Raw genomic sequence first — 23,436 nt, forward strand, 5'->3', positions numbered from 1 at the left:
CCCATGCTGAACATCTTCGCCCGCGCATCGGTTTCGCGCGTCACCGATCCGATCGGGGCCTGGCTGCTGCGTCGCGGCCTCACCCCGAACACCGTCACGGTGCTGGGCACCGTCGGCTCCGTCGCCGCCTCGCTGTGGTTCATCCCGCGCGGGCAGCTCTTCACCGGCGCGGCGCTGGTCACCGCGTTCGTGCTGTTCGACCTGATCGACGGCGCGATGGCGCGCGCGCAGGGCGGTGGCACGAAGTTCGGCGCCGTGCTGGACGCGAGCTGCGACCGGATCGCCGACGGCGCGCTGTTCGCCGCCATCGCCTGGTGGGCGTTCGGCGCGGACGAGCACGGCCTGGCCGCGGCGACCCTGGTGTCGCTGGTCGGCGCGCAGGTCACCTCGTACGTGAAGGCGCGCGCCGAGGCGTCCGGGCTCTCCGCCGACGGCGGGCTGGCCGAACGCGCGGAGCGGTTCATCGTGGCGCTGGTCGGTGTGGGCCTGCACGGTCTGGGCGTGCCCTACATCCTGCCGGTGGCGCTGTACCTGCTGGCCGCGCTGGTGACGATCACCGTGCTCCAGCGCATCCTGGCCGTGAGCCGCGCCGCGAAGGAGCTCGGGAAGTGAAGGCTCGGGACCTCAAGGGCGGCCTGGCGGACCTCGGCTACGCGGCCGGGTGGCGCCTGGTGCGGCTGCTGCCGGAGAAGGTGGCGCGGGCGTTGTTCGACGCGGCCGCCGACCGGGCCGCGACACGCGGCGGCGGCGGGGTGCGGCAGCTGCGGTCGAACCTGCGGCGGGTCGTGCCGCAGGCGGGCGAGGCCGAGCTGGACGAGCTGGTCCGGCTGGCCGTGCGCTCGTACGCGCGGTACTGGCGCGAGGCGTTCCGGATGCCGTCGCTGGACCAGGAGGAGCTCTACGCCGAGCTGGACCGCACGATGACCGGCGTCGAGAACCTGGACGCGGCGCTGAACGAGGGCCGGGGCGCGGTCATCGCGCTGCCGCACTGCGGCAACTGGGACATGGCGGGCGTCTGGCTGGTCGGGCACTGCGGCACGTTCACCACCGTCGCCGAGCGGCTCAAGCCCGAGTCGCTGTACCGGCGGTTCATCGCGTTCCGGGAGAGCCTGGGCTTCGAGGTGGTACCGCTGACCGGCGGCGACCGCAACCCGGCGCTCGTGCTGGCCGAGCGGCTGCGCGCGAACCAGGTCGTCTGCCTGCTCGCCGACCGCGACCTCACCGCCGGCGGCGTGCCCGTGACGTTCTTCGGCGAGCGCACCCTGATGCCCGCCGGTCCCGCGCACCTGGCGGCGACCACCGGGGCGGCGCTGATCCCGGCCGGCCTGTGGTTCACCGAGGACGGCTGGGTGATCCGGCTGCACCCGCCGATCCGCGTCCCCGGCACGGCGGGCGTGGCCGCGGCGACCCAGCAGATCGCCGACGTGTTCGCCGCCGACATCGCCGCGCACCCCACCGACTGGCACATGATGCAGCAGCTGTGGCTGGCCGACCTGCCCGAGAGCAGGCAGAAGGCGCTGCGCCGGGTGCTGGCCCGCCGGGGGGAGTCCGCGTGAGGGTCGGCATCGTCTGCCCGTACTCCTTCGAGGTACCGGGGGGCGTGCAGGCGCACGTGGTCGACCTGGCCCGTGCCCTGCGCGGCCTGGGGCACGAGGTGGACGTGCTGGCGCCCGCCGACGAGGACACGCCGGTGCCGGAGTTCGTCACGGCGGCCGGCCGCGCGGTCGGCATCCCCTACAACGGGTCGGTGGCCCGGCTGTCGTTCGGCCCGGTGTCGTTCGCCCGGGTCCGACGCTGGATCGCCGAGCACGACTTCGACGTGCTGCACCTGCACGAGCCGACCGCGCCCTCGCTGTCCATGCTGGCGCTGATGGTGGCCGACGGGCCGATCGTGGCGACCTTCCACACCTCCACGCCGCGGTCGAAGATGCTGTCGGCGTTCCAGGCGGTGCTGCAGCCGTTCCTGGAGAAGGTCACCGCCCGCATCGCGGTGTCCGCGCTGGCCCGCCGGGTGCAGGTGGAGCACCTGGGCGGCGACGCGGTGGAGATCCCCAACGGGGTGGACGTCGGGTTCTTCGCCGACGCCGCGCCCCTGGACGGCTACCCGCGCCCCGGCGGCACGGTCGGGTTCGTCGGCCGGTTCACCGAGCCGCGCAAGGGCATGCCGGTGCTGCTCGACGCGTTCCGCGAGCTCGACCTGCCGGACGCGCGGCTGCTGGTCGTCGGGCGCGGTGACGCCGACGAGCTGCGCAAGCAGGCGGGGCCGGAGCTGGCGTCGCGGATGGTGTTCCTCGGCATGGTGGACGACGAGACGAAAGCGCGCGCGCTGCGCAGTGTGGACGTCTACTGCGCGCCCAACACCGGTGGGGAGAGCTTCGGGATCATCCTGACCGAGGCGATGTCGGCGGGCGCGGCCGTGCTGGCCAGCGACCTCGACGCGTTCCGGCGCGTGCTGGACGACGGCAAGGCGGGCGTGCTGACCCCGGTCGGCGACCCGTCCGCGCTGGCCGGGGCGCTGCGCGAGCTGCTGACCGACCCCGCGCGGCGGGCCGACTACGTGGACGCGGCGCGGCAGCGGGTGATGATGTTCGACTGGTCGGTGGTCGCGAACCAGGTGCTGCGGGTGTATGAGACCGCCATGGCGGCAGACCCCCGTCGGGTGGGTGAGGCGTGACCAGTTCCGGCGTCGCGACGACGTTCCTGGTGCTGTTGGCGGTGGCCGTGCTGGTCGGGCCGTGGACGCTCGGCACGGCCAACCGGCTGGACCGGCTGCACGTGCGCACGGACGCGGCCTGGGCGGCGCTCGACGCGGCCCTGGCGCGGCGCGCCGTGGTGACGCGGGCGGTGGCCGCGGTGTGCGGCAAGCCCGACCTGCGGGCGGCGGCGGACCGGGCCGAGCGGGCGGCGAGGCCGGACCGGGAGGCGGCGGAGAACCGGCTCTCGGCGTTGCTGGAGGGGCTGGACCGGTCCGTGCTGGAGCCGGAGCTGGCGGCCGAGCTGTCCGACGCCGAGCAGCGGGTCGTGCTGGCCCGGCGGGTGCACAACGACGCCGTGCGCGACACGTTGGCGTTGCGCCGGCGGCGGTCCGTGCGGTGGCTGCGGCTCGCGGGGACCGCGCCCACGCCGTCCTACTTCGAGATCGCCGAACCCGGCGGCGACGTCGAGGCGTCCGCGTTGACCCAGCGCGTGTCGGCGCGGGTCGTGCTGCTGGACGCGCAGGACCGGGTGCTGTTGTTCGAGGGCTTCGACCCGACCCGACCGGACGAGCTGTTCTGGTTCACGGTCGGCGGTGGGGTCGAGCCGGGGGAGGACGTCCGGGCCGCTGCGGTGCGGGAGCTGCACGAGGAGACCGGTCTGGAGGTCTCCGGCGACGAGCTGGTGGGTCCGGTGTGGAAGAGGCACGCCGTGTTCGCCTTCGACGGGCTGAACTACGCGGCGGTCGAGTGGTTCTTCATCGGGAAGGTGGAGGCGGTCGAAGTGGACACCTCGCGGTTCAACGAGATCGAGCAGCGCACGATCCGCAGGCACAGGTGGTGGACGGTGCAGGAGCTCGCGTCGACCGACGCGACCGTGTACCCGGTCCAGCTCGCCGACCTGCTGCCCGGCGCGTCGGCCGGGTGGGACGGCACGACCCGTTCGGTCCGATGATCGGGATCTCGAGCCGGATGGACGACGTCGTCTCGTTCTACCGCGCCCTGGAGGAGTCGGACCGGCCGCGCGCGTACTTCGAGTTCGTGGACGTCGAGGGCTGGGTGGACGAGGGCGCGCGGGCGCTCTACGAGACCGTCGAGCACGAGGGCGAGCTGATCGCGATCCGGCAGATCGAGCTGCCCTCGGCGGGCGGCGTGCACCGCTACTCGTGGCGGCGGATGGAGGACGCGTTCGGCGGCCTCACCGACGAGCCGATCGACCCGCACGACGACCCGGTCAAGCCGATCCCCCGCGAGGTCTTCGTCGAGGCCTGGAACTCGCTGCCGCACGAGGTGTGACGGGCCCGCCACACCGCGACCGGGTGGTTCGGCGTGGGCGGGTTCCCGGTCGCGCGCCGGCGAACCCGCCCGCTAGAGGATGAACGTGGCGATCATCTGCCCGAGCAGCCGCACGTCGGCGTGCCCCTTGAACTCCAGCCGCACCTGGCCCAGCCCGCTGAACCACAGGTCCAGCTCGGCGTCCATGTCGAACGTGCCCGCCGTCTCGATGGAGAACGCCTGCACCCGGCTGTAGGGCAGCGACGTGAAGTCCTTCTTGCGGCCGGTCATGCCCTGGACGTTCACCGCGATCACCCGCTTGTTGGTGAACACCACGAAGTCCCGCACCGTCTTGAAGCTCGACACGATCTGCTCGCCCTGGATCAGGATCGGCGACACCTGCGACGCGATGTCCTCGGGCCGGCACGGCGCCAGCTTGAAGACGGACTGCTTCTCGAAGTCGATCACGCGTTCGACGGTACCCGCTACCGCGGCCACCCCGCCGGGTTCGACACCGATTCCCGGGAGATCCCCGACCCCGTCTCCGGGTAACCCCCGAATCGTGCGTCGTGCAGGTGGGCGAAGAAGTAGCAGAACTCCTCGCACTCGGCGTCCACCACCGCCACGCGAGGATCGCGTGCCACGGCCTCGTAGAACTCCCGGCCCAGCGCGAGGATGAAGCCGCGCGCGTACAGGAAACCGTCGTCCGAGCCGTCGGTGACCTCTTGGAGGTCGGCCCGGTCGATCTCGTACAGCTTGCGCTCGGCCACCCGGTCCAGCGCGGTCAGCTCCTCGGCGGACAACCCTTCGCACGCCTGAGCCAACGCCCGCAGCACGCTTTCGAGGTGTCCTTCCAGCTCGGCGGCCTCCTCGAAGGCGTCCTCGGACACGTCACGCTTGGCCAGCGCCCGGCGCACCTCGTTCGGTTCCGGGCCGAGCGAAGCCCACGCGTCTTCCAGCATCGCCCAGAATCGGGCCTCTTCGGTCTCGGTGGGGAGGATCATGCGGCGACGCTAGCAACGGGGTCCGACAATCCCGGGTGCTCCCGCGCTCGGGAGACCACCCGATCGGGTCAACCGTGGCCCGCCGGTACCGCCCTGACCTCTTGGGCGGAATGCCCGCGTCCTGGCTGGAACCGGCTCGTAGGACGCCCTAGCGTGCCCGCATGGAGTCACGCGCGTCGAACGCGCTCAGCCGCGAGCTGGGCGATGCCCTCCGCCGAGCCCGCCGCCGGTCGACGGTGAGGTTCACGGACCTGGCCGAGGAGCTGGGTTGGTCGGAAGCCCGGATCTCGAAGGTGGAACGCGGGCTGCGCGGCACGAGCCCGCTGGACATCGCCCGCTACGTCGGCCACCTCCGGTCCGACCAGGCGACCTACGACCACATCATGGAGTTGGCCGAGGAGCGGAACACGGGCCACCTCGTCCGGCCGCACAAGATCGCGATGCCCGACAGCCTGCGTGCGCTCCTGCTGCACGAGCAGACGGCCCAGGTCATCTGGTCGTACCAGCTCGTCACCATCCCAGGGCTGCTCCAGACCGTGGACTACGCCGCCGCATTGATCGGTTCGCCCGACTCCGAGCACGGCGTCGCCGAGCGGATGGCCCGCCAACGGATCTTCGATCGGCCTCGGCCACCGGAAGGGCGCTTCTTCATCCTCGAACCGGCGCTGCACAACGTGGTGGGCGGTCCACAGGTGATGTACGAGCAGATGCTGCAACTGTTGTTCCGCGGCGGGGTGCGGCTCGTGACCCTCGCGCGTCAGCTACCCGCATCGCTGATCGCGGCTTTCACCTTCATGACCTTCACCGAGCACTCACCCGTGTCGTACGTGGAGAGCGGGCCGGTGTCGCTGTTCTCGGACGAGGTCGAGACCACCATCCAGTTCGAGCGCGCCTGCAATGACCTCGACCGGGTGGCGTTGAGTGAGGAACAATCGCGGTCGGTGTTCGCCGAGTGGGCGGATCGCTTTGACCGACTGCGGGAGGAACAGCGTGGCTCCGGAGGCCCGGCAGTGGCGTAAGAGCAGTTACAGCGGCGGCGGGAACACGGAGTGCGTGGAGGTGGCGTTCGCCCCGGAGGTCGTCGGCGTGCGGGACTCGAAGAAGATCGCGCCACGCCTGGCCTTCACACCGACCGCGTGGCGCGCCTTCCTCTCCTCACCGGCGTTCGGTCACACCCGGCCGACCACCTCGTCGCCGTAGGCCCCGAGGGTCTTGTCCTTGTCGTCGTGCATCAGGTACAGCGCGAAGTTGTCCACGCCGACCTCGCGCAGCTCCTGCAACCGGTCCACGTGTGCGGACGCCGGGCCGAGCAGGCAGAACCGGTCCACGATCGAGTCCGGCACGAAGTCCGTCGACCGGTTGCCGGCCCTGCCGTGGTGGCTGTAGTCGTAGCCCTCCCGGCCCTTGATGTAGTCGGTCAGCGCGGTCGGCACCGCGCCCGAGTCGCCGTACCGGGCGACCAGGTCGGCCACGTGGTTGCCGACCATGCCGCCGAACCAGCGAAGCTGGTCGCGCTGGTGCGCCAGGTCCGTGCCCACGTACGCGGGTGCGGCCACGCACATGGTGATCGTCGACGGGTCGCGGCCCGCGGCCACCGCGGCCTCGCGCACGCTCCCGATCGTCCACCGCGCGATGTCCACGTCCGCGGTCTGGAGGATGAACCCGTCCGCCTGCTCGCCGACCATCTTCAACGCCTTCGGCCCGTACGCGGCCATCCACACCTCCAGCTTGCCGTCACGCACCCAGGGGATGCGCACCGGCGTGCCGTGGTGCTCGACCTCCTTGCCCTCGGCCAGGTCCTTGATGACCGTCATGGCCCGGCCCAGGGCGGCCAGCGAGGCGGGCTTCTGCCCGATCACCCGGCGCGCCGAGTCGCCGCGCCCGATGCCGCACACCGTGCGGTTGCCGAACATGTCGTTCAGCGTGGCGAACAACGACGCCGTCACCGACCAGTCCCGGGTGCTCGGGTTGGTCACCATCGGCCCGACGACCAGGTCCTTCGTCGCCGCCAGCACCTGCGAGTAGATGACAAACGGCTCCTGCCACAGCACGACCGAGTCGAACGTCCAGCCGTAGCGGAACCCGTTGTCCTCGGCGGCCTTCATGCCGGCCACGACGTCCCGCGCGGGCGGGTCGGTCTGGAGCACTACCCCGAAGTCCACGTCCACCCCTCACACCAGGTACTGGTTCAGCTCGCGGGCCAGGAACTTCCCGTGCCCGGCCGCGCCGTGGAACCCGCCCGCGTCCACGACCACCCGGCCGCGGGACAGCACCGTGTCGACCTTGCCGGTGATCTCCATGCCCTCGTACGCCGAGTAGTCGACGTTCATGTGGTGCGTGGCCGCGGAGATGACCTGCTGTGCGCTCGGGTCGTACACGACGATGTCGGCGTCCGCCCCGGGCGCGATGACGCCCTTGCGGGGGTGCAGGCCGAACATGCGCGCGGGCGTGGTCGAGCAGATCTCCACCCACCGCTCCAGCGTGATCTCACCGGCGACCACGCCTTGGTGCAGCAGGTCCACCCGGTGCTCGACGCCCGGCATCCCGTTGGGGATCTTGGAGAAGTCGCCCCGGCCCAGCTCCTTCTGGTCCTTGAAGCAGAACGGGCAGTGGTCGGTCGACACCACCGACAGGTCGTTGGTGCGCAGGCCCCGCCACAGCTCGGACTGGTGCTCCTTGGGCCGCAGCGGGGGAGAGGCGACGTACTTCGAGCCCTGGAAGTCCGGCTTCGCCAGGTCCTCCAGCGACAGGTACAGGTACTGCGGGCACGTCTCGGCGAACACGTTCTGCCCGGTGTCGCGCGCCTTCGTCACCGCGTCCAGCGCCTGCGCGGCGGACAGGTGCACGATGTAGAGCGGCGACCCGGTGACCTTGGCCAGCGTGATGGCGCGCGAGGTGGCTTCGCCCTCCAGCTCGGCGGGCCGCGTCAGGCCGTGCTCGACGGGGTCCGTGCGGCCCTGCGCGAGCGCTTGCGCGACCAGTTGGTCGATCGCGATGCCGTTCTCCGCGTGCATCATGATCGTCGCGCCGGTCTCGCGGGCCTTCTGCATCGCGCGCAGGATCTCGCCGTCGGTGGCGTAGAAGACGCCGGGGTAGGCCATGAACATCTTGAACGTGTTCACGCCCGCGTCGATGCAGGACTCCATCTCCTTCAACGACGTGTCCGTGACGTCGGAGACGATCATGTGGAAGCCGTAGTCGACCGCGCACCGGCCGTCCGCCTTGCCGTGCCACTTGTCCAGGGTGGACAGCAGCGAGGAACCCTTGGGCTGCACGGCGAAGTCGATGATCGTGGTGGTGCCGCCCCACGCGGCGGCGATCGTGCCGGTCTCGAACGTGTCGGCGGAGAACGTGCCGCCGAACGGCATCTCCATGTGGGTGTGCGCGTCGATGCCGCCGGGGATCACGTACTTGCCGGTGGCGTCGATCGTCGCGTCCGCCTGCACCGGGAAGCCCGGCGCGAGCAGCGCGACGATCTTCTCGCCGTCCACCAGCACGTCGGCCGCCACGGCGCCGGTGGCGTTGACCACCGTGCCGCCCTTGATCAGAGTGCTCACGGCTTCACCAGGCCCTCGTAGGTGTCGGGGCGGCGGTCGCGGTAGAACGCCCACAGGTCGCGCACCTCGGCCAGCAGGTCCATGTCCAGGTCGCGGACCACAATCTCCTCCTCCGTGTCGGAGGCCGCCTCGCCCACCAGTTGGCCGCGCGGGTCGGCGAAGTAGGACTGGCCGTAGAACTCGTTGTCGCCCAGCGGTTCCACGCCGACGCGGTTGATCGTGCCGACGTAGTACTCGTTGGCCACCGCCGCCGCGGTCTGCTCCAGCCGCCACAGGTACTCCGACAGGCCGCGGCTGGTCGCCGACGGGTTGAACACGATCTGGGCGCCGTTCAGCCCCAGCGCCCGCCAGCCCTCCGGGAAGTGCCGCTCGTAGCAGATGTAGACGCCGACCTTGCCCACCGCGGTGTCGAACACCGGGTAGCCGAGGTTGCCCGGCTTGAAGTAGAACTTCTCCCAGAACCCCTTGACCTGCGGGATGTGGTTCTTGCGGTGCTTGCCGAGGTAGGTGCCGTCGGCGTCGATCACCGCGGCGGTGTTGTAGTAGACCCCCGGTTGCTCCTCCTCGTACATCGGCACGACGAGCACCACGCCCAGCTGCCCGGCCAGCTCGCACATCAGGTCCGTGGTCGGGCCGTCGGGGATGCCCTCGGTGTAGGAGTAGTAGTCCGCGTCCTGCACCTGGCAGAAGTACGGGCCGTAGAACAACTCCTGCAGGCACACCACCTGCGCGCCCTGCGACGCGGCGGAGCGGACCGCCTCGACCGCGTTCGCGATCATCGACCCCTTGTCGCCGGTCCACTTCTGCTGCACCAGACCGGCTCGGATGACGTTGCTCACGCGTTCTCCCTCCGTGGCGCCAGCGCCAGGTAGACGAGCATGCCGCCGACCAGGCCGACGACCCAGTTGTAGTCGTAGAGCGGTTTGAGGAACGGGATCAGGCCGTCGGCCGGGAACGGCCCGTTGTACGCGCCGCCGACCGCGAGCACCGAGCCCACCAGCGTGGCGACGACCGCCCGCCAGTTCCAGCCCGCCGTGAACCAGTACGCGCCCCGCCCGGCCAGGTACAGGTCGGGCAGCTCCAGCCGGGTCTTGTTCAGCACCCAGTAGCCGGCGACGAACACGCCCGCCACGGAGGCCAGCAGGCCGCCGTAGAAGCCCAGCCAGGCGAAGATGTAGATGCCGGGGTCGGAGATCAGCCGCCACGGCTGGATCACGATGCCGATCACGCCGGTGATCAGGCCGCCGACCGCGAACGTGATCTTCTTCGGGAAGGCGTTGGAGAAGTCGTAGGACGGGCTCACCACGTTCGCCGCCAGGTTCGCCGACACCGTCGCCAGCACCAGCGCCACCAACGCGACGAGCACGACCGCGGTGCTGTCGAACCGGCTCGCCAGCTCCGCCGGGTCCCAGATCGCCTCGCCGTACAGCGCCATCGCGCCGGACGTGGTCAGGATGGCCACGATCGCGATGAACGACATCGTCGTGGGCAACCCCAGGATCTGGCCGACCACCTGCTTGCGCTGGCTGCCGCCGAACCGGGTGAAGTCCGGCATGTTCAGCGACAGCGTCGACCAGAACGCGATCATGCCCATCAGCGACGGGAAGAACACCTTCCAGAAGTCGGCGCCCCAGCCGAGCTTCGACGGCTCCGACAGGATCGGGCCGAACCCGCCCGCCTTCACCGCCACGTACCCGAGCAGGACCAGGAAACCGACGCTGACCAGCGGCGCGGTCCAGTTCTCGAACCGGCGGATCGCCTCCATGCCGCGCCAGATGATCAGCATCTGCACCACCCAGAACGCCAGGAAGCACAGCCACAGCGTCCACACCTGGCCCAGCACGACCGGCGCGTTCACCCACCCGTCGCCCGCCAGCCGGCCCACGATCACGTGCAGCGCCTTGCCGCCGACCCAGGTCTGGATGCCGAACCAGGCGCACGCGATGAACGCCCGCAGCAGCGCCACCAGGTTCGCGCCGCGCACCCCGTAGAACGCGCGGGCGAACACCGGGAACGGGATGCCGTACTTCGTGCCCGCGTGGCTGTTGAGCAGCATCGGGACCAGCACGATCAGGTTGCCCAGGGTGATGGTCAGGAACGCCTGCACCCAGTCCATCCCCAGTGCCACCAGCGACGCCGCCAGCGTGTAGCTGGGGATGTTGTGCGCCATGCCCATCCACAGCGCGAAGAAGTTGTACGTGGACCAGGTGCGCCGCTCCAGCGGCACCGGCGCCAGGTCGGGGTTGTAGTGCGGGCTGTCCGCGATCGCGGAATGATCACGCAGCTCGACGCGGCCGTCGGAATCGGCTGTGACCTGGGTTGCGGAGTCAAGGGCCATCGGTCACTTCCCTGTTACGCTCGGGAAACACCCTTCGTGCGGGCGGATCGGCGCGATTTCCATCCCGGCATCCTCCGGTCGGCCCGCGCGCGTCGGCAGTGGCAAAGTGTCCACGCTTGCCATGATCAAGGCACACTCTGTCCATTGCCACTCCGGCCACTGGTCCGGGCCGGTGCGGAGGGCCGCGGCCGGCTCTCGACTGGCGGGCGAGCGGTGACCTAACGTCCGGTGGATGAAGCTCGAACTGCGGCACCTGCGGGTCGTCTGCGCGATCGCGGAGGCGGGCAGCCTGTCGAAGGCGTCCTCCTCCTTGGGCCTGGCGCAACCCGCCCTCACGGCCCAGCTGCACCGGATCGAGGCGCTGCTGGGCGGCCGGCTGTTCGAGCGCGACCACCGGGGCGCCCGCCCGACCGCCCTGGGCGAGCTGGTGCTGGAACGGGCACGCGTGCTGCTGCCCGCGTTCTCCCGGCTCCAGGAGGACGCGCTGCGCCTCGTGGACGACACCGTGCCCGGCGACCGGTACCGGGTCGGCGCGGTGAACGGGCCGATGCTCGGCGGGCTGGTGCACCGGTTGACCGAGGCGCACCCCGGCGCGCACGTCTCCACCCAGGTGTCGTGGTCGGGCGAGGAGCTGTCGGCGATGGTGGCCGCGGGTCGGCTGGACTACGTGCTGGTCGGCGTGTGCGGCGACGCGCCGCCGCCGTCGGAGCACGGGCTGACCTGGCACGTGATCGCGGTCGAGCCGGTGTTCGTGCTGATGCCCGAGGACCACCCGTTCACCGTGCTGGAGGAGGTGGAGCTGGGCGCGTTGCGGGACACGCAGTGGGCGGTCGTACCGGGTGACGGGTGCTTCGGCGACTGCTTCGTGGCCGCCTGCAGCCGGGCGGGCTTCACCCCGCGGACCATGTACGAGGTCGACATCAACAGCTGCATCGACCTGGCGTCGACCGGTGACGCGGTCGCGCTGTGCCAGCCGACGTTCCGCCGCACGCCCGGCCTGGTCTCGATGCCGCTGGCGGGCGCGCCGCTGCGCTGGCGGCACCTGATGGGCTGGGACCCGGAAGGCCCGGCCGCCGCGTTCGGGCCGCAGGTGCTGCGCTACGCCGCCGAGGCCTACCGGGAGACGGCCGAGCGCAGCACCCGCTACGCGGACTGGCTCCCGCGGCACCCGGAGTACGGCGCGGTGCCGCATCAAGCGCTGGTCTGATCCGCGTCACCCGCGGTGGTCGCCGTCGGTTCGTGACGCCGTGCGGCGGCGACCATCACCCCGTCTTATGACCAAACCGGTATTACCGCGACAGGTCGAGCGGACCTAGTTTCACGGGGAATCCCTGCCCTCCCTCGAGGAGAATTCCCCATGTCAGCACTGTTGAGACCCCTGGCGCTCGCCGCGGCGCTCGTCGCGGCGGGACTCCTGCACCCGACCGCGGCCCAGGCCGCGCCGGCCGGCCAGGACGCGGAGATCCTGGCCGCGATCCAGCGCGACCTCGGCCTGGACGCCGACCGGGCGCGTGCCCGGCTGGCCGCCGACGAACGCTCCGCCGACACCGCGCGCTCCCTGCGCAAGCGGCTGGACGGCACGTTCGGCGGCGCGTGGATCGACTCGTCCGGCACGCTGACCGTCGGCGTGACCCGTGCGGCCGACGCGAAGCAGGGCGGCGTGCGCACGACGCTCGTCCAGCGCAGCGAGAGCGACCTGGACGCGGTGAAGTCGGCGCTGGACGCGAACGTGGCCAAGGCGCCGAAGTCCGTGCCCGGCTGGTACGTCGACCTGCCCACCAACACCGTCGTGGTCAAGTCGCAGCCCGGCCGGCTCGCCGCCGCACGCGCGTTCGTCGCGTCCGCCGGCGTCTCCGCGTCGGCCGTCCGCTACACCGCCACCACCGAGGCGCCCCGCCCGCTGATCGACGTGATCGGAGGCAACGCCTACAACATCGGCAGCGGCTCGCGCTGCTCGGTCGGCTTCTCCGTCAACGGCGGGTTCGTCACCGCCGGGCACTGCGGCTCCACCGGCGCGACGACGTCGAACCCCAGCGGCACGTTCCGCGGGTCGAGCTTCCCCGGCAACGACTACGCGTGGGTGCAGGTCGCGGCCGGCAACACCCCGCGCGGCCTGGTGAACAACTACTCCGGCGGCACGGTGTCGGTCGCGGGCTCGCAGGACGCGCCGGTCGGCGCGGCGGTGTGCCGCTCCGGGTCCACCACGGGCTGGCACTGCGGCACGATCCAGGCGCGCAACTCGTCGGTCAGCTACCCGCAGGGCACGGTGACCGGCCTGATCCAGACCACCGTGTGCGCCGAGCCCGGCGACTCGGGCGGCTCGCTGCTGGCCGGCACGCAGGCGCAGGGCGTGACCTCCGGCGGTTCCGGCAACTGCCGCACCGGCGGCACCACCTACTTCCAGCCGGTCAACGAGATCCTCCAGGTCTACGGCCTGTCCCTGATCACCGGTGGCGGCGGCAACCCCGACCCGCCGACCGGCTGCCAGGGCTCGGAGACCACCTACCGGGGTTCCCTGGCCGCGGGTGGCCAGGCGTACCAGCCGAACAACAGCTACTACCAGTCCACGGTGTCCGGCGCGCACGTCGGCTGCCTGGTGGGCCCGAGCGGCGCCGACTTCGACCTGTACCTGGAGAAGTGGAGCGGCAGCGCCTGGTCGGTCGTGGCCAAGGGCGACAGCCCGGCCGCGAACGAGACCGTGAACTACAACGGCACCGCCGGCTACTACCGCTACCGCGTGCACGCGTACAGCGGTTCCGGCAGCTACACGCTGGGGGTCACGAACCCCTAGCCCTTCCGGGGGGAAGAAGCCGCCGCGGGCCCGTGTCGCCCTAACGTCTCCCCGACACGGGCCCGCGCGGCCCACGATCCGCCAAGGGGGCGGGCGGCCCCGCGGTTCCCGGCACCCGAACGCCGGACCGCGGGGCTTTCACGTGCGCCCGCGCACCGACTCGGCCTCGGGGTGGCCGATCCTGGTGAACAGCTCCCACGACTCCCGCCAGGCGCGCCGCGCGTCGCCGTGCCGGCCGAGCGCCGCGTGCGAGTCGCCGAGGCGGCACAGCGCGTACGCCTGCGACCAGCGGTCGCCGAAGTCCCGGTAGCACTCGAGCGCCTGCCCGAACCGTCGTACCGCGCCCTCGAAGTCACCCAGGCGGTGGCGGACGCGCCCCAGCCCTTCCGTCGCGTCGGCATGGCCGATCCGGTCACCCGAGCCGGCCGTCATGTCGACCACCTCGCCCAGGCGGTGGCGTGCCTCGTCCAGCCGGCCCAGCCCGACCAGCGCTCGGCCGAGCTGGATGCGGGCGTTGACCCGGCGTGCGCGGTGCCCGGTCGCGTCGGCGATGGCGACGGCGGTCCGGGCGTGGGAGTGGGCGTCGTCCATCGCGCCGCGCCGTTCGTGCGCCAGGCTGATCGCCTCGTGGGCGTGCGCCCGGCCGGCGTCCCCGACGGGGATCGCCAGCGCCCGGTCCAGGACGTCGACCGCGTCCCCGTAACGCCCGCTGAGCGTGTGCACGCGCCCGAGCACGCGCAGCGCCAACGCCTCGACCTCCCGGTCGCCCAACGCGCGGGCGGCCGTCAACGCCTCCAACTGGGTGGCCTCCCAGTCCCGCCACCGGCCGCTGCGCCCGAAGTACGACGACAAGGTCCAGGGCAGCCGCCACCGGTGACCGGTGAAGCCCTCGCGGACCGCGAGGTCGACCGCCGCGAGCAGGTTGCCGTGCTCGGCGGTGAACCAGTCCCAGGCCGCGGCCAGGTCCGGCACCTCCGGCAGCACCACGCCCGCCCGGGCGGGATCGAGCGGTATCGCGTCGCGGTACGGGTAGAGCTGCCGTTCACCGGCGAAACTGGTGTGCAGGTAGCAGTCGAGGACCCGCGTGATCGCCGTCTGCCTGGCCTCCGTCGTCTCCTCCTCCGCAGCACGCTCGGCGGCGTACTCGCGAAGCAGGTCGTGCTGTCGGTAACGGCCGGGTGAGCGCACTTCCAGCAGAGCTGCGCCGGTCAGCTCGTCCAGCAACCGCCGGGTCCGTCGCACCGGCAGGCCCACCAGGCTCGCCGCGGCGGGCACCCCTATGTCGGCGCCGGGGTGCAGGCCCAGCAGGCGGAACAGCCTCGCCGGCTCGGCGGACAGGGTCCGGTAGGACGAGTCGAAGACCGCCCGGACGTCCAGGCCGTCCCCGGTGGACAGCTCGGCCAGCTCGGTCACCAGCTCGTCGACCTCCAGGTACGGCTCCGTGGCGGCCCGGCTGCCCGCGATGGCCAGGGCGATCGGCAACCTCGCGCAGCGCTCGGCCAGCGCGTCGACCGCCTCGCGCTCCGCCCGGACGCGATCGGCGCCCAGGTAGGCCGAGAGCAGCTCGCGGGATTCGGCGACGGACAGGAAGTCCAGCGCCAGCGGCGTCGCCTGCTCGCGCGCCACCAGGCCGCCGAGGCGGTTGCGGCTGGTCACCAGCACGACGCAGGTGGGGCTCCCCGGCAGCAGCGGTCGGACCTGGTCGGGGTCGCGCGCGTTGTCGAGCAGGATCAGCATCCGCCTGCCCTCGACGTGGCTGCGGTAGAGCGCGACCTGGGCCGCCAGGTCCACCGGGATGCGCTCCTCGGGCACCTGGAACGCGTCGAGGAAGCCGCGCACGGCCGTGGCCGGGTCGACCGGGCCGGCCGGGTCGAAGCCCCGCAGGTCCACGTAGAGCTGACCGTCGGGGAACCGGGCGCGTTCCCGGCGGGCCCAGTGCACGGCCAACGTCGTCTTCCCGATCCCCGCGGCGCCGACGATCGACGTGATCAGCAGGGTGGCCTGGCGGTCCACCCGCGCGGACAGGAGGTCGAGGGCGTGCTCGCGGCCGACGAAGTGCGGCCCGGCGGGCGGCAGTTGGTTGATCGGGGACGAGGGCTGGGGTGCGGGGTGGACGTGGACGCCGCCGTGGACGGCTCCCGCCTGCACGACCGGGCCGTGCACCGGCCCGTTCACCCCGTTGAGTAACTCGGCCACCCGGTCAGTGTGACTCGATCGGGTGGGACTGGGACACGGAGCGTCAGTCACCTGATCGAGCGGTCAAGGGGTGGGGGTGGGGTGGTCGATGGGGAGTAGGTCAACTTGCAGGTCCCCAACCAGGTTAGGAAAACCGTGTCCGGATACCGCACGCGCGGACTCCTGCGTGCCGCCGCCCTGCTCGCCGTGGGTACTTCTCCGCTGCTCGCGTCCGCCGCGTCCGCCGCCGAAGGCCCCGCCGAGATCGTGGACGGCACCATCGGCACCGTCGGCAACGCACCCGAGGTCGGCGTCGACGCCACCAAGCCCGTCACCGACCTGCTCAGCGGTCAGGCCGTGAAGCTGCCCGCGCCGCTGCCCGGTGGCGCGTCGGACGTCCGGGCGCCGCAGGTGGCCGCGCCCGCCGCGCTCCAGGTCCCCGACGCGCCGCCGCTGCCGGTGGCGGCCGACGCGCTCGCGCCGCACGGTCGCGCCCTGCCCGAGGTCCCCGGCGTCCCGCAGCTCCCGGGCGTCCCGGAGCTGCCCATCGCGCCCGCGGCCTCGGTGGGCCAGGCGCCCGACCTCGGCGGCGAGCTGGGCAAGCTGCCGGTCGGCTAAGTCGCGGACGTGGGCGGGCGGGGCAGCTGAGGGTCCCGCTCGCCCATCTCGTGCACCAACAGCGCCACGTACAGCGAGAGCACCGACTCGGGGTCTTCCAGCGACACCCCGAGCACCTGCTCGATCCGGCTCAACTGCTGGTAGTACGCGGTCCGCGAGAGGTGGGCGGCGGCTGCGGCGGCGGACTTGTTGCCGCCGTGCTCGCAGAAGCACCGCAGCAGCTCGACCAGCCGGGTGCCCTGGTTGGCGTCCCGCGCCAGCAACGGCCCCAACTCGCGATCCGCGAACGCGACCACCCGCTCGTCCTCGCGCAGCAGGTGCAGCAGGCCGCGCAGCCGCACGTCGTCCAGCCGGTGGTACAGCCGGGTGCCCGACGAGCGCAGCGCCGCGCCCGCCACGTGCGCCGCCTCGCCCAGCGACCGCCGCACGTCCGGCAACGCCGTCACGGTCGTGCCGACGGCCACCACCACCGGCAACGCGTGCTGCGTCGCCGCCGCCCGCCGGTGCACCTCGCGCGCCAACCGCCGCAGCACGCCGTCCAGCCCCGCCTGCGGCGGCAACGACAGCAACGCCCGCACGCTCGTGTCGTCCACGACGCCGACCAGCGCGGGCACGGTCACCCGCCGGGCCGCCAACGCCGTCGCCTCGGCCAGGTCCCGCAGCACCTCCTGCGACGCCAACGCCTGCGCGGGCACGCTCGCCGTGCCGGGCCGGATCGCCACCCCGACGAGCTGCCGCCGGTCCAGGGGCACGCCGAGCGCCGCGGCCCGCGTCGGCAGGTCGTGCGGCGGCTGACCGAGGAGCTGCGTGAGCAGCGTGCGGTGCGTCTGCCGCTCCAAGGACTCCCGGTCCCGCGCCACCAACCGGTGCACGGCCAACGCCGACGCGGCCCGTTCGGCGACCACCACGTGCCGGTGCGGCGGCGGTTCCGGGGAGAGCAGCACGAGCCGACCCCAGTCCGCGCCCCGCGCGCCGACCACGGTCACCAGCCACCCGGCCTGCTCGTGGTACGCGGTCCGCTCCGGCACGGCCACCGCTCGCGACCGCTGACCCCAGTCGGCCAGCACCGAGGTCGGGTCCTGTCCGGCCGCGTCGTAGGCCAGCACCTCGTGCCCCAGCGTCTCCAGCACCACCGGCAGCCCGGCGGTCCGGGCCACCTCGCGCAGCACCTCGGCGGGCTCCGCGCCCGCCACGGTCAACGCGGTGAACGTCTCGTGCACCTGCTCGGCCGCCCGCAGCTCGGCGAGCTGCGCGTCCACGATCAACGACACCACGGCCTCGGTCACCGACACGAACCGGGTCTCCCGCGCCAGCGTGACCAGCGGCAGCCCGTGCTGCTCGGCGGCGGCCACCAGCGCGCCGGGCACCTCGTCGCTCCACCGCCGCACCAGCTCCACGACCAGCCCGGACGCGCCCACGGACGCGAGATCGGCGACGTAGCGGCGCAGCCCGTCCGGGTCGTCGGGCAGCGCGATGCCGGTGGTCAGCACGAGCTCGCCGCCGCGCAGCAGGTGGGCGATGTCGGCGACCTCGGCGACGTGCACCCACCGCACCCGGCGGCCCATCCCGCCCGCGCCCGCGACCACGGCGGGCTCGCCGCGCCGGACCACGGGCAGGGCGAGCGCTTCGGCGACCGTGGGGTACATGGACACAACGTAATGCGCCCGGCCGGAAAGGGGTACAGGTTGTCCATGGCGGCCCCCGGCACCGCCGACCACACTCCTCCTTCAGGGACCTACGACCGGAGGACGCGATGGGACAACACGAGGAGTTGCTGGCCCGGCACCGCGCGGTGATGCCCGACTGGATGGCCCTCTACTACGAGCGGCCGATCGAGCTCGCGAGCGCGAGCGGACGCCGCGTCACGGACCGCGAAGGTCGCACCTACCTGGACTTCTTCGCCGGCATCCTGACCAACGCGGTCGGCTACGACGTCGCCGAGATCTCCGACGCGATCCGGTCCCAGCTGTCCACCGGCGTGCTGCACAGCTCCACGCTCTACCTGATCCGCTCGCAGGTCGAGCTGGCCGAGAAGATCGCCGGGCTGTCCGGCATCCCGGACGCGAAGGTGTTCTTCACCAACTCCGGCACCGAGGCCAACGAGACGGCGCTCATGCTGGCCACCCGGTACCGCCGCAGCGACCAGGTCCTCGCGCTGCGCAACTCTTACCACGGCCGCGCGTTCGCCACGGTCGCGATCACCGGCAACCGCGGCTGGTCGGCGTCCTCGCTGAGCCCGGTGAAGGTCAGCTGGGTGCACGGCGGCTACCGGTTCCGCAGCCCGTTCAAGGACCTGTCCGACGCCGACTACGTCAAGGCGTGCGTGGCGGACTTGCGCGAGGTGATCGAGACGACGACCGCGGGCGACGTGGCGTGCATGATCGTCGAGCCGATCCAGGGCGTGGGCGGGTTCTCCTCGCCGCCGGACGGGCTGTTCGGCGCGTTCAAGGAAGTGCTGGACGAGTACGGCATCCTGCTCGTCTCCGACGAGGTGCAGACCGGCTGGGGACGCACCGGAGAGCACTTCTGGGGCATCCAGGCGCACGGCGTGACGCCCGACGCGATGACGTTCGCCAAGGGGCTGGGCAACGGCCTGGCGATCGGTGGCGTGGTGGCGCGCGGCGAGGTGATGGACTGCCTCACGGCCAACTCGCTGTCCACGTTCGGCGGCAACCCGATCGCCACGGCCGGCGCGCTGGCCACGCTGGACTACCTGCTCGACCACGACCTGCAGGCCAACGCCGCCAAGCTCGGCGAACGGCTGTTGGACGGGTTGCGCGACATCGCGGCGGACCGGCCCGCGGTCGGTGACGTGCGCGGCAAGGGCCTGATGATCGGCATCGAGATGGTCGGCCCGGACGGCGCGCCCGACCCGGCGGGGGCGGTCGCGGTGCTGGAGGGCACGCGGGAACGGGGCCTGCTGGTCGGCAAGGGCGGCCTGTACGGGAACGTCATCCGCCTCGCGCCGCCGATGACGTTGACCGAGGACGAGGTCGAGGAAGCGCTCGGCATCCTGGAGGACGTGCTGTGAACACCGTTACGCACCGTATCGGCGGCAAGCCGTGGAACGGCGAGAGCGCGCGCTCCGGTGACGTGTACGACCCCGCCACCGGGCAGGTGACGAGCCGGGTCGACTTCGCCGACGAGTCCGTGGTGGACGACGCGGTCGCGACGGCTGCCGAAGCGTTCGCGTCGTGGCGCAACGCATCGTTGGCGCAGCGGTCGAACGTGATGTTCGCGTTCCGGGAGCTGCTGAACGCGCGCAAGGGCGACCTGGCCGCGATCGTCACCGCCGAGCACGGCAAGGTGCTGTCCGACGCGGCCGGGGAGGTGCAGCGCGCGCTGGAGGCCGTGGAGTTCGCCTGTGGCATCCCGCACCTGCTCAAGGGCGGGTTCAGCGAGAACGCGTCCACGCGGGTCGACGTGTACTCGATCCAGCAGCCGCTGGGCGTCGTGGGCGTGATCTCGCCGTTCAACTTCCCCGCCATGGTGCCGCTGTGGTTCGTGCCGAACGCGATCGCCTGCGGGAACGCGGTGGTGCTCAAGCCGTCGGAGAAGGACCCCTCGGCGGCGAACTTCATCGCGGAGCTGTTCGCGGAGGCCGGGTTGCCCGACGGCGTGCTGAACGTCGTGCACGGCGACAAGGTCGCGGTGGACCGGATCCTGGCGCACCCGGACGTGAAGGCGGTGTCGTTCGTGGGGTCGACACCGATCGCGCGGTACGTGTACGAGACGGGCACGCGGCACGGCAAGCGCGTGCAGGCGTTGGGTGGGGCGAAGAACCACATGGTCGTGCTGCCGGACGCGGACCTGGACCTGGCGGCGGACGCGGCGGTGTCGGCCGGGTTCGGCTCGGCGGGCGAGCGGTGCATGGCGATCTCGGTGGTGGTCGCGGTCGACCCGGTCGGGGACGAGCTGGTGGCGAAGATCGTGGATCGCGTGCGGGTGCTGCACGTGGGGGACGGCCGCCGTCCTGGGTGCGAGATGGGGCCGTTGGTGACGGGTGCGCACCGCGATCGTGTGCTGTCCTATGTGGACGCTGGGCGGTCGGAAGGTGCTTCGTTGGTCGTGGACGGCCGATCGCACGCGATCGACGGGGCGGCGGAGGGGTTCTGGCTCGGCCCGACGCTGTTCGACCACGTCGGCACGGAGATGTCGATCTACCGGGACGAGATCTTCGGGCCGGTGCTGTCGGTGCTGCGGGTGGCGACGTACGACGACGCGCTGGAGGTGGTCAACGCGAACCCGTACGGGAACGGGACGGCGATCTTCACCAACGACGGTGGCGCGGCGCGGCGGTTCCAGAACGAGGTGGAGGTCGGGATGGTGGGGGTGAACGTGCCGATCCCGGTGCCGGTGGCGTACTACTCGTTCGGGGGGTGGAAGGACTCGCTGTTCGGGGATTCGCACGCGTACGGGCCGGAGGGGGTGCACTTCTTCACCCGCACGAAGGTGGTCACCGGTCGGTGGCTCGACCCCTCGCACGGCGGCGTGAACCTGGGCTTCCCCCAGAACACCTGACCACCCGGCGTGTCGAACGCTCAGGTCCCGAGTGTCGAACGCTCAGGTCCCGAGAGTCCTACGTTCAGGACGTGTGAGTTCAACGTTCAGGGCTCGGTGCGAGTCCGGCTCGATTCGACATGGGGCCCTGACGAGCACTTCAGGCCGGCCGAAGCCATGTCGAATCGAGCCTTGTGGGCGCGTGCGGTCGGTTGGTGTGTGAGGGTCATTTGGCTTGGGTGGCGAGGGTTTGGGGGAGGGGGTCGTAGCGGCTGAAGCGGCGGGTGTAGGTGCCCGTGCCCGAGGTCAGGGAGCGCAGTTCCACGGCGTAGCGGAGCAGTTCGGTGGCGGGGACCTCGGCGCGGATGAGGGTGTAGCCGGGGCTTTCGGCTTCCGTTCCCAGGACGCGGCCGCGGCGGCTGGAGAGGTCGCCCAGGACGGTGCCCAGGTGGTCGTCGGGCAGGCGCACGGTCACTTCGTCGAGGGGTTCGAGCAGGCACGTGCGGCCGGTGGTGGCGGCGTCCTTCAGGGCCAGGGCGCCGGCGGTCTGGAAGGCGGCGTCGGAGGAGTCGACGGAGTGGGCCTTGCCGTCCACGAGGGTGACGCGGACGTCCACGACCGGGTGGCCGCCTTGCAGTCCCCGTTCCAGTTGGGCGCGCACGCCTTTCTCGACGCTGGGGATGAACTGGTGGGGGACGGCGCCGCCGACGATCCTGTCCACGAACTCGAAGCCCGAGCCGCGGGGCAGGGGGTCGACGACGATGTCGCACACGGCGTACTGGCCGTGGCCGCCGGACTGCTTCACGTGCCGGCCGTGGCCCTTCGCCTGGACCGCGAACGTCTCCCGCAGCGCCACGCGCACCGGCTCGGTGTCGACCTCCGCGCCACCGGCGCGCAAACGGGCCAGGACGACGTCCGCGTGCGCCTCGCCCATGCACCACAGGACGAGCTGGTGCGTCTCGGCGTTGCGCTCCAGCCGGAGGGTCGGGTCGCCCGCGACGAGCTTGCCGAGGTTGCGGGCCAGGTTGTCCTCGTCGCTGCGGCTGCGCGGGACGACGGCGACCGGCAGCAGGGGTTCCGGCATCTCCCACGGCGCCACGAGCAGCGGCTTCTCGGGGGCGGACACCGTGTCGCCGGTTTCGGCGGAGCCGAGCTTGGTCAACGCGCACAGGTCGCCCGCCACGCAGTACGGCACCTCGCGCAGGTTCGCGCCCAGCGGCGAGTAGACGTGCGCGACCCGTTCGTCGACGTCGTGGTCCTCGTGACCGCGGTCGGCCATGCCGTGGCCCGAGACGTGCACCGGGCGTTCGGGGCGCAGCGTCCCGGAGAACACGCGCACCAGCGACACGCGGCCCACGTAGGAGTCCACCGCCGTGCGCACGACCTCGGCCACGAGCGGGCCGTTCGGGTCGGCTTCCAGGCGTGGCTGGGGGATGCCGTCCACGCCGGTCACCTCGGGCAACGGGTGCTCCAGCGGGGACGGGAAGGCGCGGGCGACGCCGTCGAGCAGTTCGGGCAGGCCGAGGCCGGTCAGCGCGCACACCGGCATCACGGGGTGGAACGAGCCGCGCGCGACCGCCGTCTCCAGGTCGGCGATGAGCGTGGCCTGGTCGACCTCCTCGCCGCCGAGGTAGCGGTCCATCAGGGTCTCGTCCTCGCTCTCCGCGATGATCCCCTCGATGAGCGCGTTGCGCTGCTCCTCGAAGCGGGGGTCGTCGGTGGTGAGCAGGTTGACCAGGCCGTCGCCGTCGGGCAGGTACAGCGGCACGACGCCCGCGCCGAACGCCTCCTGGCACGAGGCGATCCCGGTGAGCACGTCGGCGCGCTGGTGGTCGGTGCGGGCGACCACGACCGCGCGCGGCATGCCCACCATCGCGCACTCCTCCCACAGGGAGATCGTGGCCGGGTCGACGCCCTCCGCCGCGCTGACCACGAACAGCGCCGCGTCCGCCGCGCGCAGGCCGGCGCGCAGTTCGCCGACGAAGTCCGCGTAGCCGGGCGTGTCGATGAGGTTGATCTTGACGCCGCCGTGCTGGACGGGGGCGACCGCGAGTCCCACCGACCGCTGCTGGCGCACCGCCGCGGGGTCGTGGTCGCACACCGTGGTGCCCTCGGTGACCGAGCCCGGTCGGGTCAGGACGCCGGTGCTGGCGAGCAGGGCCTCGGCGAGCGTCGTCTTGCCGGAGCCGGACGGGCCGACCAGCACGACGTTGCGGACCTTGGCCGGGTCGTCCACAGCGACCGCGCCTGCCGAGTGGCCGTTGTCGGAGTGTTTGCTGCCCATTGGGACCACCCTCCACAAGTGTTCAGTGTCCGATCTCACACCCGTGCGGCGCGGGGGACAACCCCAAGCGGCCACACCCAACCCGGCAGGAGGAATCCGGACGGACGTGGTCACGCGGTGCGCCGCGGGTCGCCGCACGGCGGTGGTCGTCGCGCTATTCCAACGGGTGGCGTACGCCACTACCTGCGAAGGGAGGGAAAG

Annotated in this window: 21 protein-coding genes; 12 read left to right on the forward strand and 9 right to left on the reverse strand. The window is 72.0% G+C overall.

Translation table 11 applies throughout. The features are described from left to right. The first annotated feature begins 3 nt into the window (after positions 1–3). Genes pgsA through FHX81_RS35085 form a run of 5 tightly spaced genes read left to right on the forward strand, consistent with a single transcriptional unit; the run spans position 4 to position 3,989 of the window. Complete coding sequence (gene pgsA, locus FHX81_RS35065) at positions 4–612, forward strand: phosphatidylinositol phosphate synthase (protein WP_141982782.1); 609 nt, start codon at positions 4–6, stop codon at positions 610–612. After that, a complete protein-coding gene (locus FHX81_RS35070; protein WP_141982783.1) occupies positions 609–1,556 on the forward strand; it encodes a phosphatidylinositol mannoside acyltransferase in 948 nt (315 codons plus the stop codon). Before pgsA ends, FHX81_RS35070 begins: the two co-directional genes overlap by 4 nt. Next, positions 1,553–2,674, forward strand: a complete 1,122-nt coding sequence (locus FHX81_RS35075) for a glycosyltransferase family 4 protein (protein ID WP_141982784.1) — start codon at positions 1,553–1,555, stop codon at positions 2,672–2,674. The genes FHX81_RS35070 and FHX81_RS35075 overlap by 4 nt, the downstream gene beginning before the upstream one ends. Continuing rightward, on the forward strand, positions 2,671–3,648 hold the full coding sequence (locus FHX81_RS35080; RefSeq protein WP_141982785.1) for an NUDIX hydrolase: 978 nt from the start codon (positions 2,671–2,673) through the stop codon (positions 3,646–3,648). The genes FHX81_RS35075 and FHX81_RS35080 overlap by 4 nt, the downstream gene beginning before the upstream one ends. Further along, positions 3,645–3,989, forward strand: coding sequence for a hypothetical protein (locus FHX81_RS35085; protein ID WP_141982786.1), 345 nt, complete (start codon positions 3,645–3,647; stop codon positions 3,987–3,989). Before FHX81_RS35080 ends, FHX81_RS35085 begins: the two co-directional genes overlap by 4 nt. 72 nt (positions 3,990–4,061) lie before the next feature. Here FHX81_RS35085 and FHX81_RS35090 read toward each other — a convergent pair whose 3' ends face one another. After that, positions 4,062–4,436: a PH domain-containing protein gene (locus FHX81_RS35090; RefSeq protein ID WP_053714859.1), complete on the reverse strand. Its 375-nt coding sequence runs from the start codon at positions 4,434–4,436 to the stop codon at positions 4,062–4,064. Positions 4,437–4,453: 17 nt separating this feature from the next. Beyond that, on the reverse strand, positions 4,454–4,972 hold the full coding sequence (locus FHX81_RS35095; protein WP_141982787.1) for a DUF4240 domain-containing protein: 519 nt from the start codon (positions 4,970–4,972) through the stop codon (positions 4,454–4,456). Positions 4,973–5,133: 161 nt separating this feature from the next. Here FHX81_RS35095 and FHX81_RS35100 point away from each other — a divergent pair, with 161 nt between their 5' ends. After that, positions 5,134–5,991, forward strand: coding sequence for a DUF5753 domain-containing protein (locus FHX81_RS35100; protein WP_141982788.1), 858 nt, complete (start codon positions 5,134–5,136; stop codon positions 5,989–5,991). Between the two features lie 40 nt (positions 5,992–6,031). After that, on the forward strand, positions 6,032–6,172 hold the full coding sequence (locus tag FHX81_RS35105; RefSeq protein ID WP_342787265.1) for a DUF397 domain-containing protein: 141 nt from the start codon (positions 6,032–6,034) through the stop codon (positions 6,170–6,172). Here FHX81_RS35105 and FHX81_RS35110 read toward each other — a convergent pair. From FHX81_RS35110 to FHX81_RS35125, 4 genes are read right to left on the reverse strand one after another with little or no spacing between them, the layout of a single operon-like run. Further along, positions 6,142–7,134 (reverse strand): TIGR03842 family LLM class F420-dependent oxidoreductase, encoded by a 993-nt coding sequence (locus tag FHX81_RS35110; RefSeq protein WP_141982789.1) that lies wholly within the window; start codon positions 7,132–7,134, stop codon positions 6,142–6,144. The two genes, FHX81_RS35105 and FHX81_RS35110, sit on opposite strands and share 31 nt — an antisense overlap. Before the next feature lie 9 nt (positions 7,135–7,143). Beyond that, complete coding sequence (hydA, locus tag FHX81_RS35115; protein WP_141982790.1) at positions 7,144–8,529, reverse strand: dihydropyrimidinase; 1,386 nt, start codon at positions 8,527–8,529, stop codon at positions 7,144–7,146. Further along, entirely contained in the window at positions 8,526–9,368 is an 843-nt protein-coding gene (locus tag FHX81_RS35120) for a nitrilase-related carbon-nitrogen hydrolase (protein ID WP_141982791.1), read from the reverse strand. The genes hydA and FHX81_RS35120 overlap by 4 nt, the downstream gene beginning before the upstream one ends. Next, entirely contained in the window at positions 9,365–10,867 is a 1,503-nt protein-coding gene (locus FHX81_RS35125; RefSeq protein WP_141982792.1) for an NCS1 family nucleobase:cation symporter-1, read from the reverse strand. Before FHX81_RS35125 ends, FHX81_RS35120 begins: the two co-directional genes overlap by 4 nt. A gap of 232 nt (positions 10,868–11,099) precedes the next feature. Here FHX81_RS35125 and FHX81_RS35130 point away from each other — a divergent pair, with 232 nt between their 5' ends. Continuing rightward, on the forward strand, positions 11,100–12,074 hold the full coding sequence (locus tag FHX81_RS35130; RefSeq protein WP_141982793.1) for a LysR family transcriptional regulator: 975 nt from the start codon (positions 11,100–11,102) through the stop codon (positions 12,072–12,074). A gap of 150 nt (positions 12,075–12,224) precedes the next feature. Then, positions 12,225–13,658, forward strand: coding sequence for a S1 family peptidase (locus tag FHX81_RS35135; RefSeq protein WP_141982794.1), 1,434 nt, complete (start codon positions 12,225–12,227; stop codon positions 13,656–13,658). Positions 13,659–13,796: 138 nt separating this feature from the next. Here FHX81_RS35135 and FHX81_RS35140 read toward each other — a convergent pair whose 3' ends face one another. Further along, positions 13,797–15,854 carry an ATP-binding protein gene (locus tag FHX81_RS35140; protein WP_170232287.1) on the reverse strand — a complete coding sequence of 686 codons (2,058 nt, stop codon included), beginning with the start codon at positions 15,852–15,854 and terminating at the stop codon, positions 13,797–13,799. A 135-nt stretch (positions 15,855–15,989) separates the two neighbouring features. Between FHX81_RS35140 and FHX81_RS35145 the strand changes: the two genes are divergently transcribed. Continuing rightward, the gene (locus tag FHX81_RS35145; protein WP_141982796.1) at positions 15,990–16,451 is read left to right on the forward strand and encodes a hypothetical protein; all 462 of its coding nucleotides are present in this window, start codon (positions 15,990–15,992) and stop codon (positions 16,449–16,451) included. On the opposite strand, the gene FHX81_RS35150 is transcribed toward FHX81_RS35145, so the two are convergent. Then, entirely contained in the window at positions 16,448–18,097 is a 1,650-nt protein-coding gene (locus tag FHX81_RS35150; protein WP_141982797.1) for a PucR family transcriptional regulator, read from the reverse strand. The genes FHX81_RS35145 and FHX81_RS35150 overlap by 4 nt on opposite strands. A gap of 107 nt (positions 18,098–18,204) precedes the next feature. On the opposite strand from FHX81_RS35150, the gene FHX81_RS35155 reads away from it, so the two are divergent. Together FHX81_RS35155 and FHX81_RS35160 are read left to right on the forward strand one after the other, a co-directional pair. Next, entirely contained in the window at positions 18,205–19,482 is a 1,278-nt protein-coding gene (locus tag FHX81_RS35155) for an aspartate aminotransferase family protein (RefSeq protein ID WP_141982798.1), read from the forward strand. After that, positions 19,479–20,972, forward strand: a complete 1,494-nt coding sequence (locus FHX81_RS35160) for a CoA-acylating methylmalonate-semialdehyde dehydrogenase (RefSeq protein WP_141982799.1) — start codon at positions 19,479–19,481, stop codon at positions 20,970–20,972. The genes FHX81_RS35155 and FHX81_RS35160 overlap by 4 nt, the downstream gene beginning before the upstream one ends. Before the next feature lie 205 nt (positions 20,973–21,177). On the opposite strand, the gene FHX81_RS35165 is transcribed toward FHX81_RS35160, so the two are convergent. Beyond that, complete coding sequence (locus FHX81_RS35165; RefSeq protein ID WP_141982800.1) at positions 21,178–23,235, reverse strand: elongation factor G-like protein EF-G2; 2,058 nt, start codon at positions 23,233–23,235, stop codon at positions 21,178–21,180. Positions 23,236–23,436 lie beyond the last annotated feature (201 nt).

The sequence above is a fragment of the Saccharothrix saharensis genome, from assembly GCF_006716745.1.
Lineage (GTDB): Bacteria > Actinomycetota > Actinomycetes > Mycobacteriales > Pseudonocardiaceae > Actinosynnema > Actinosynnema saharense.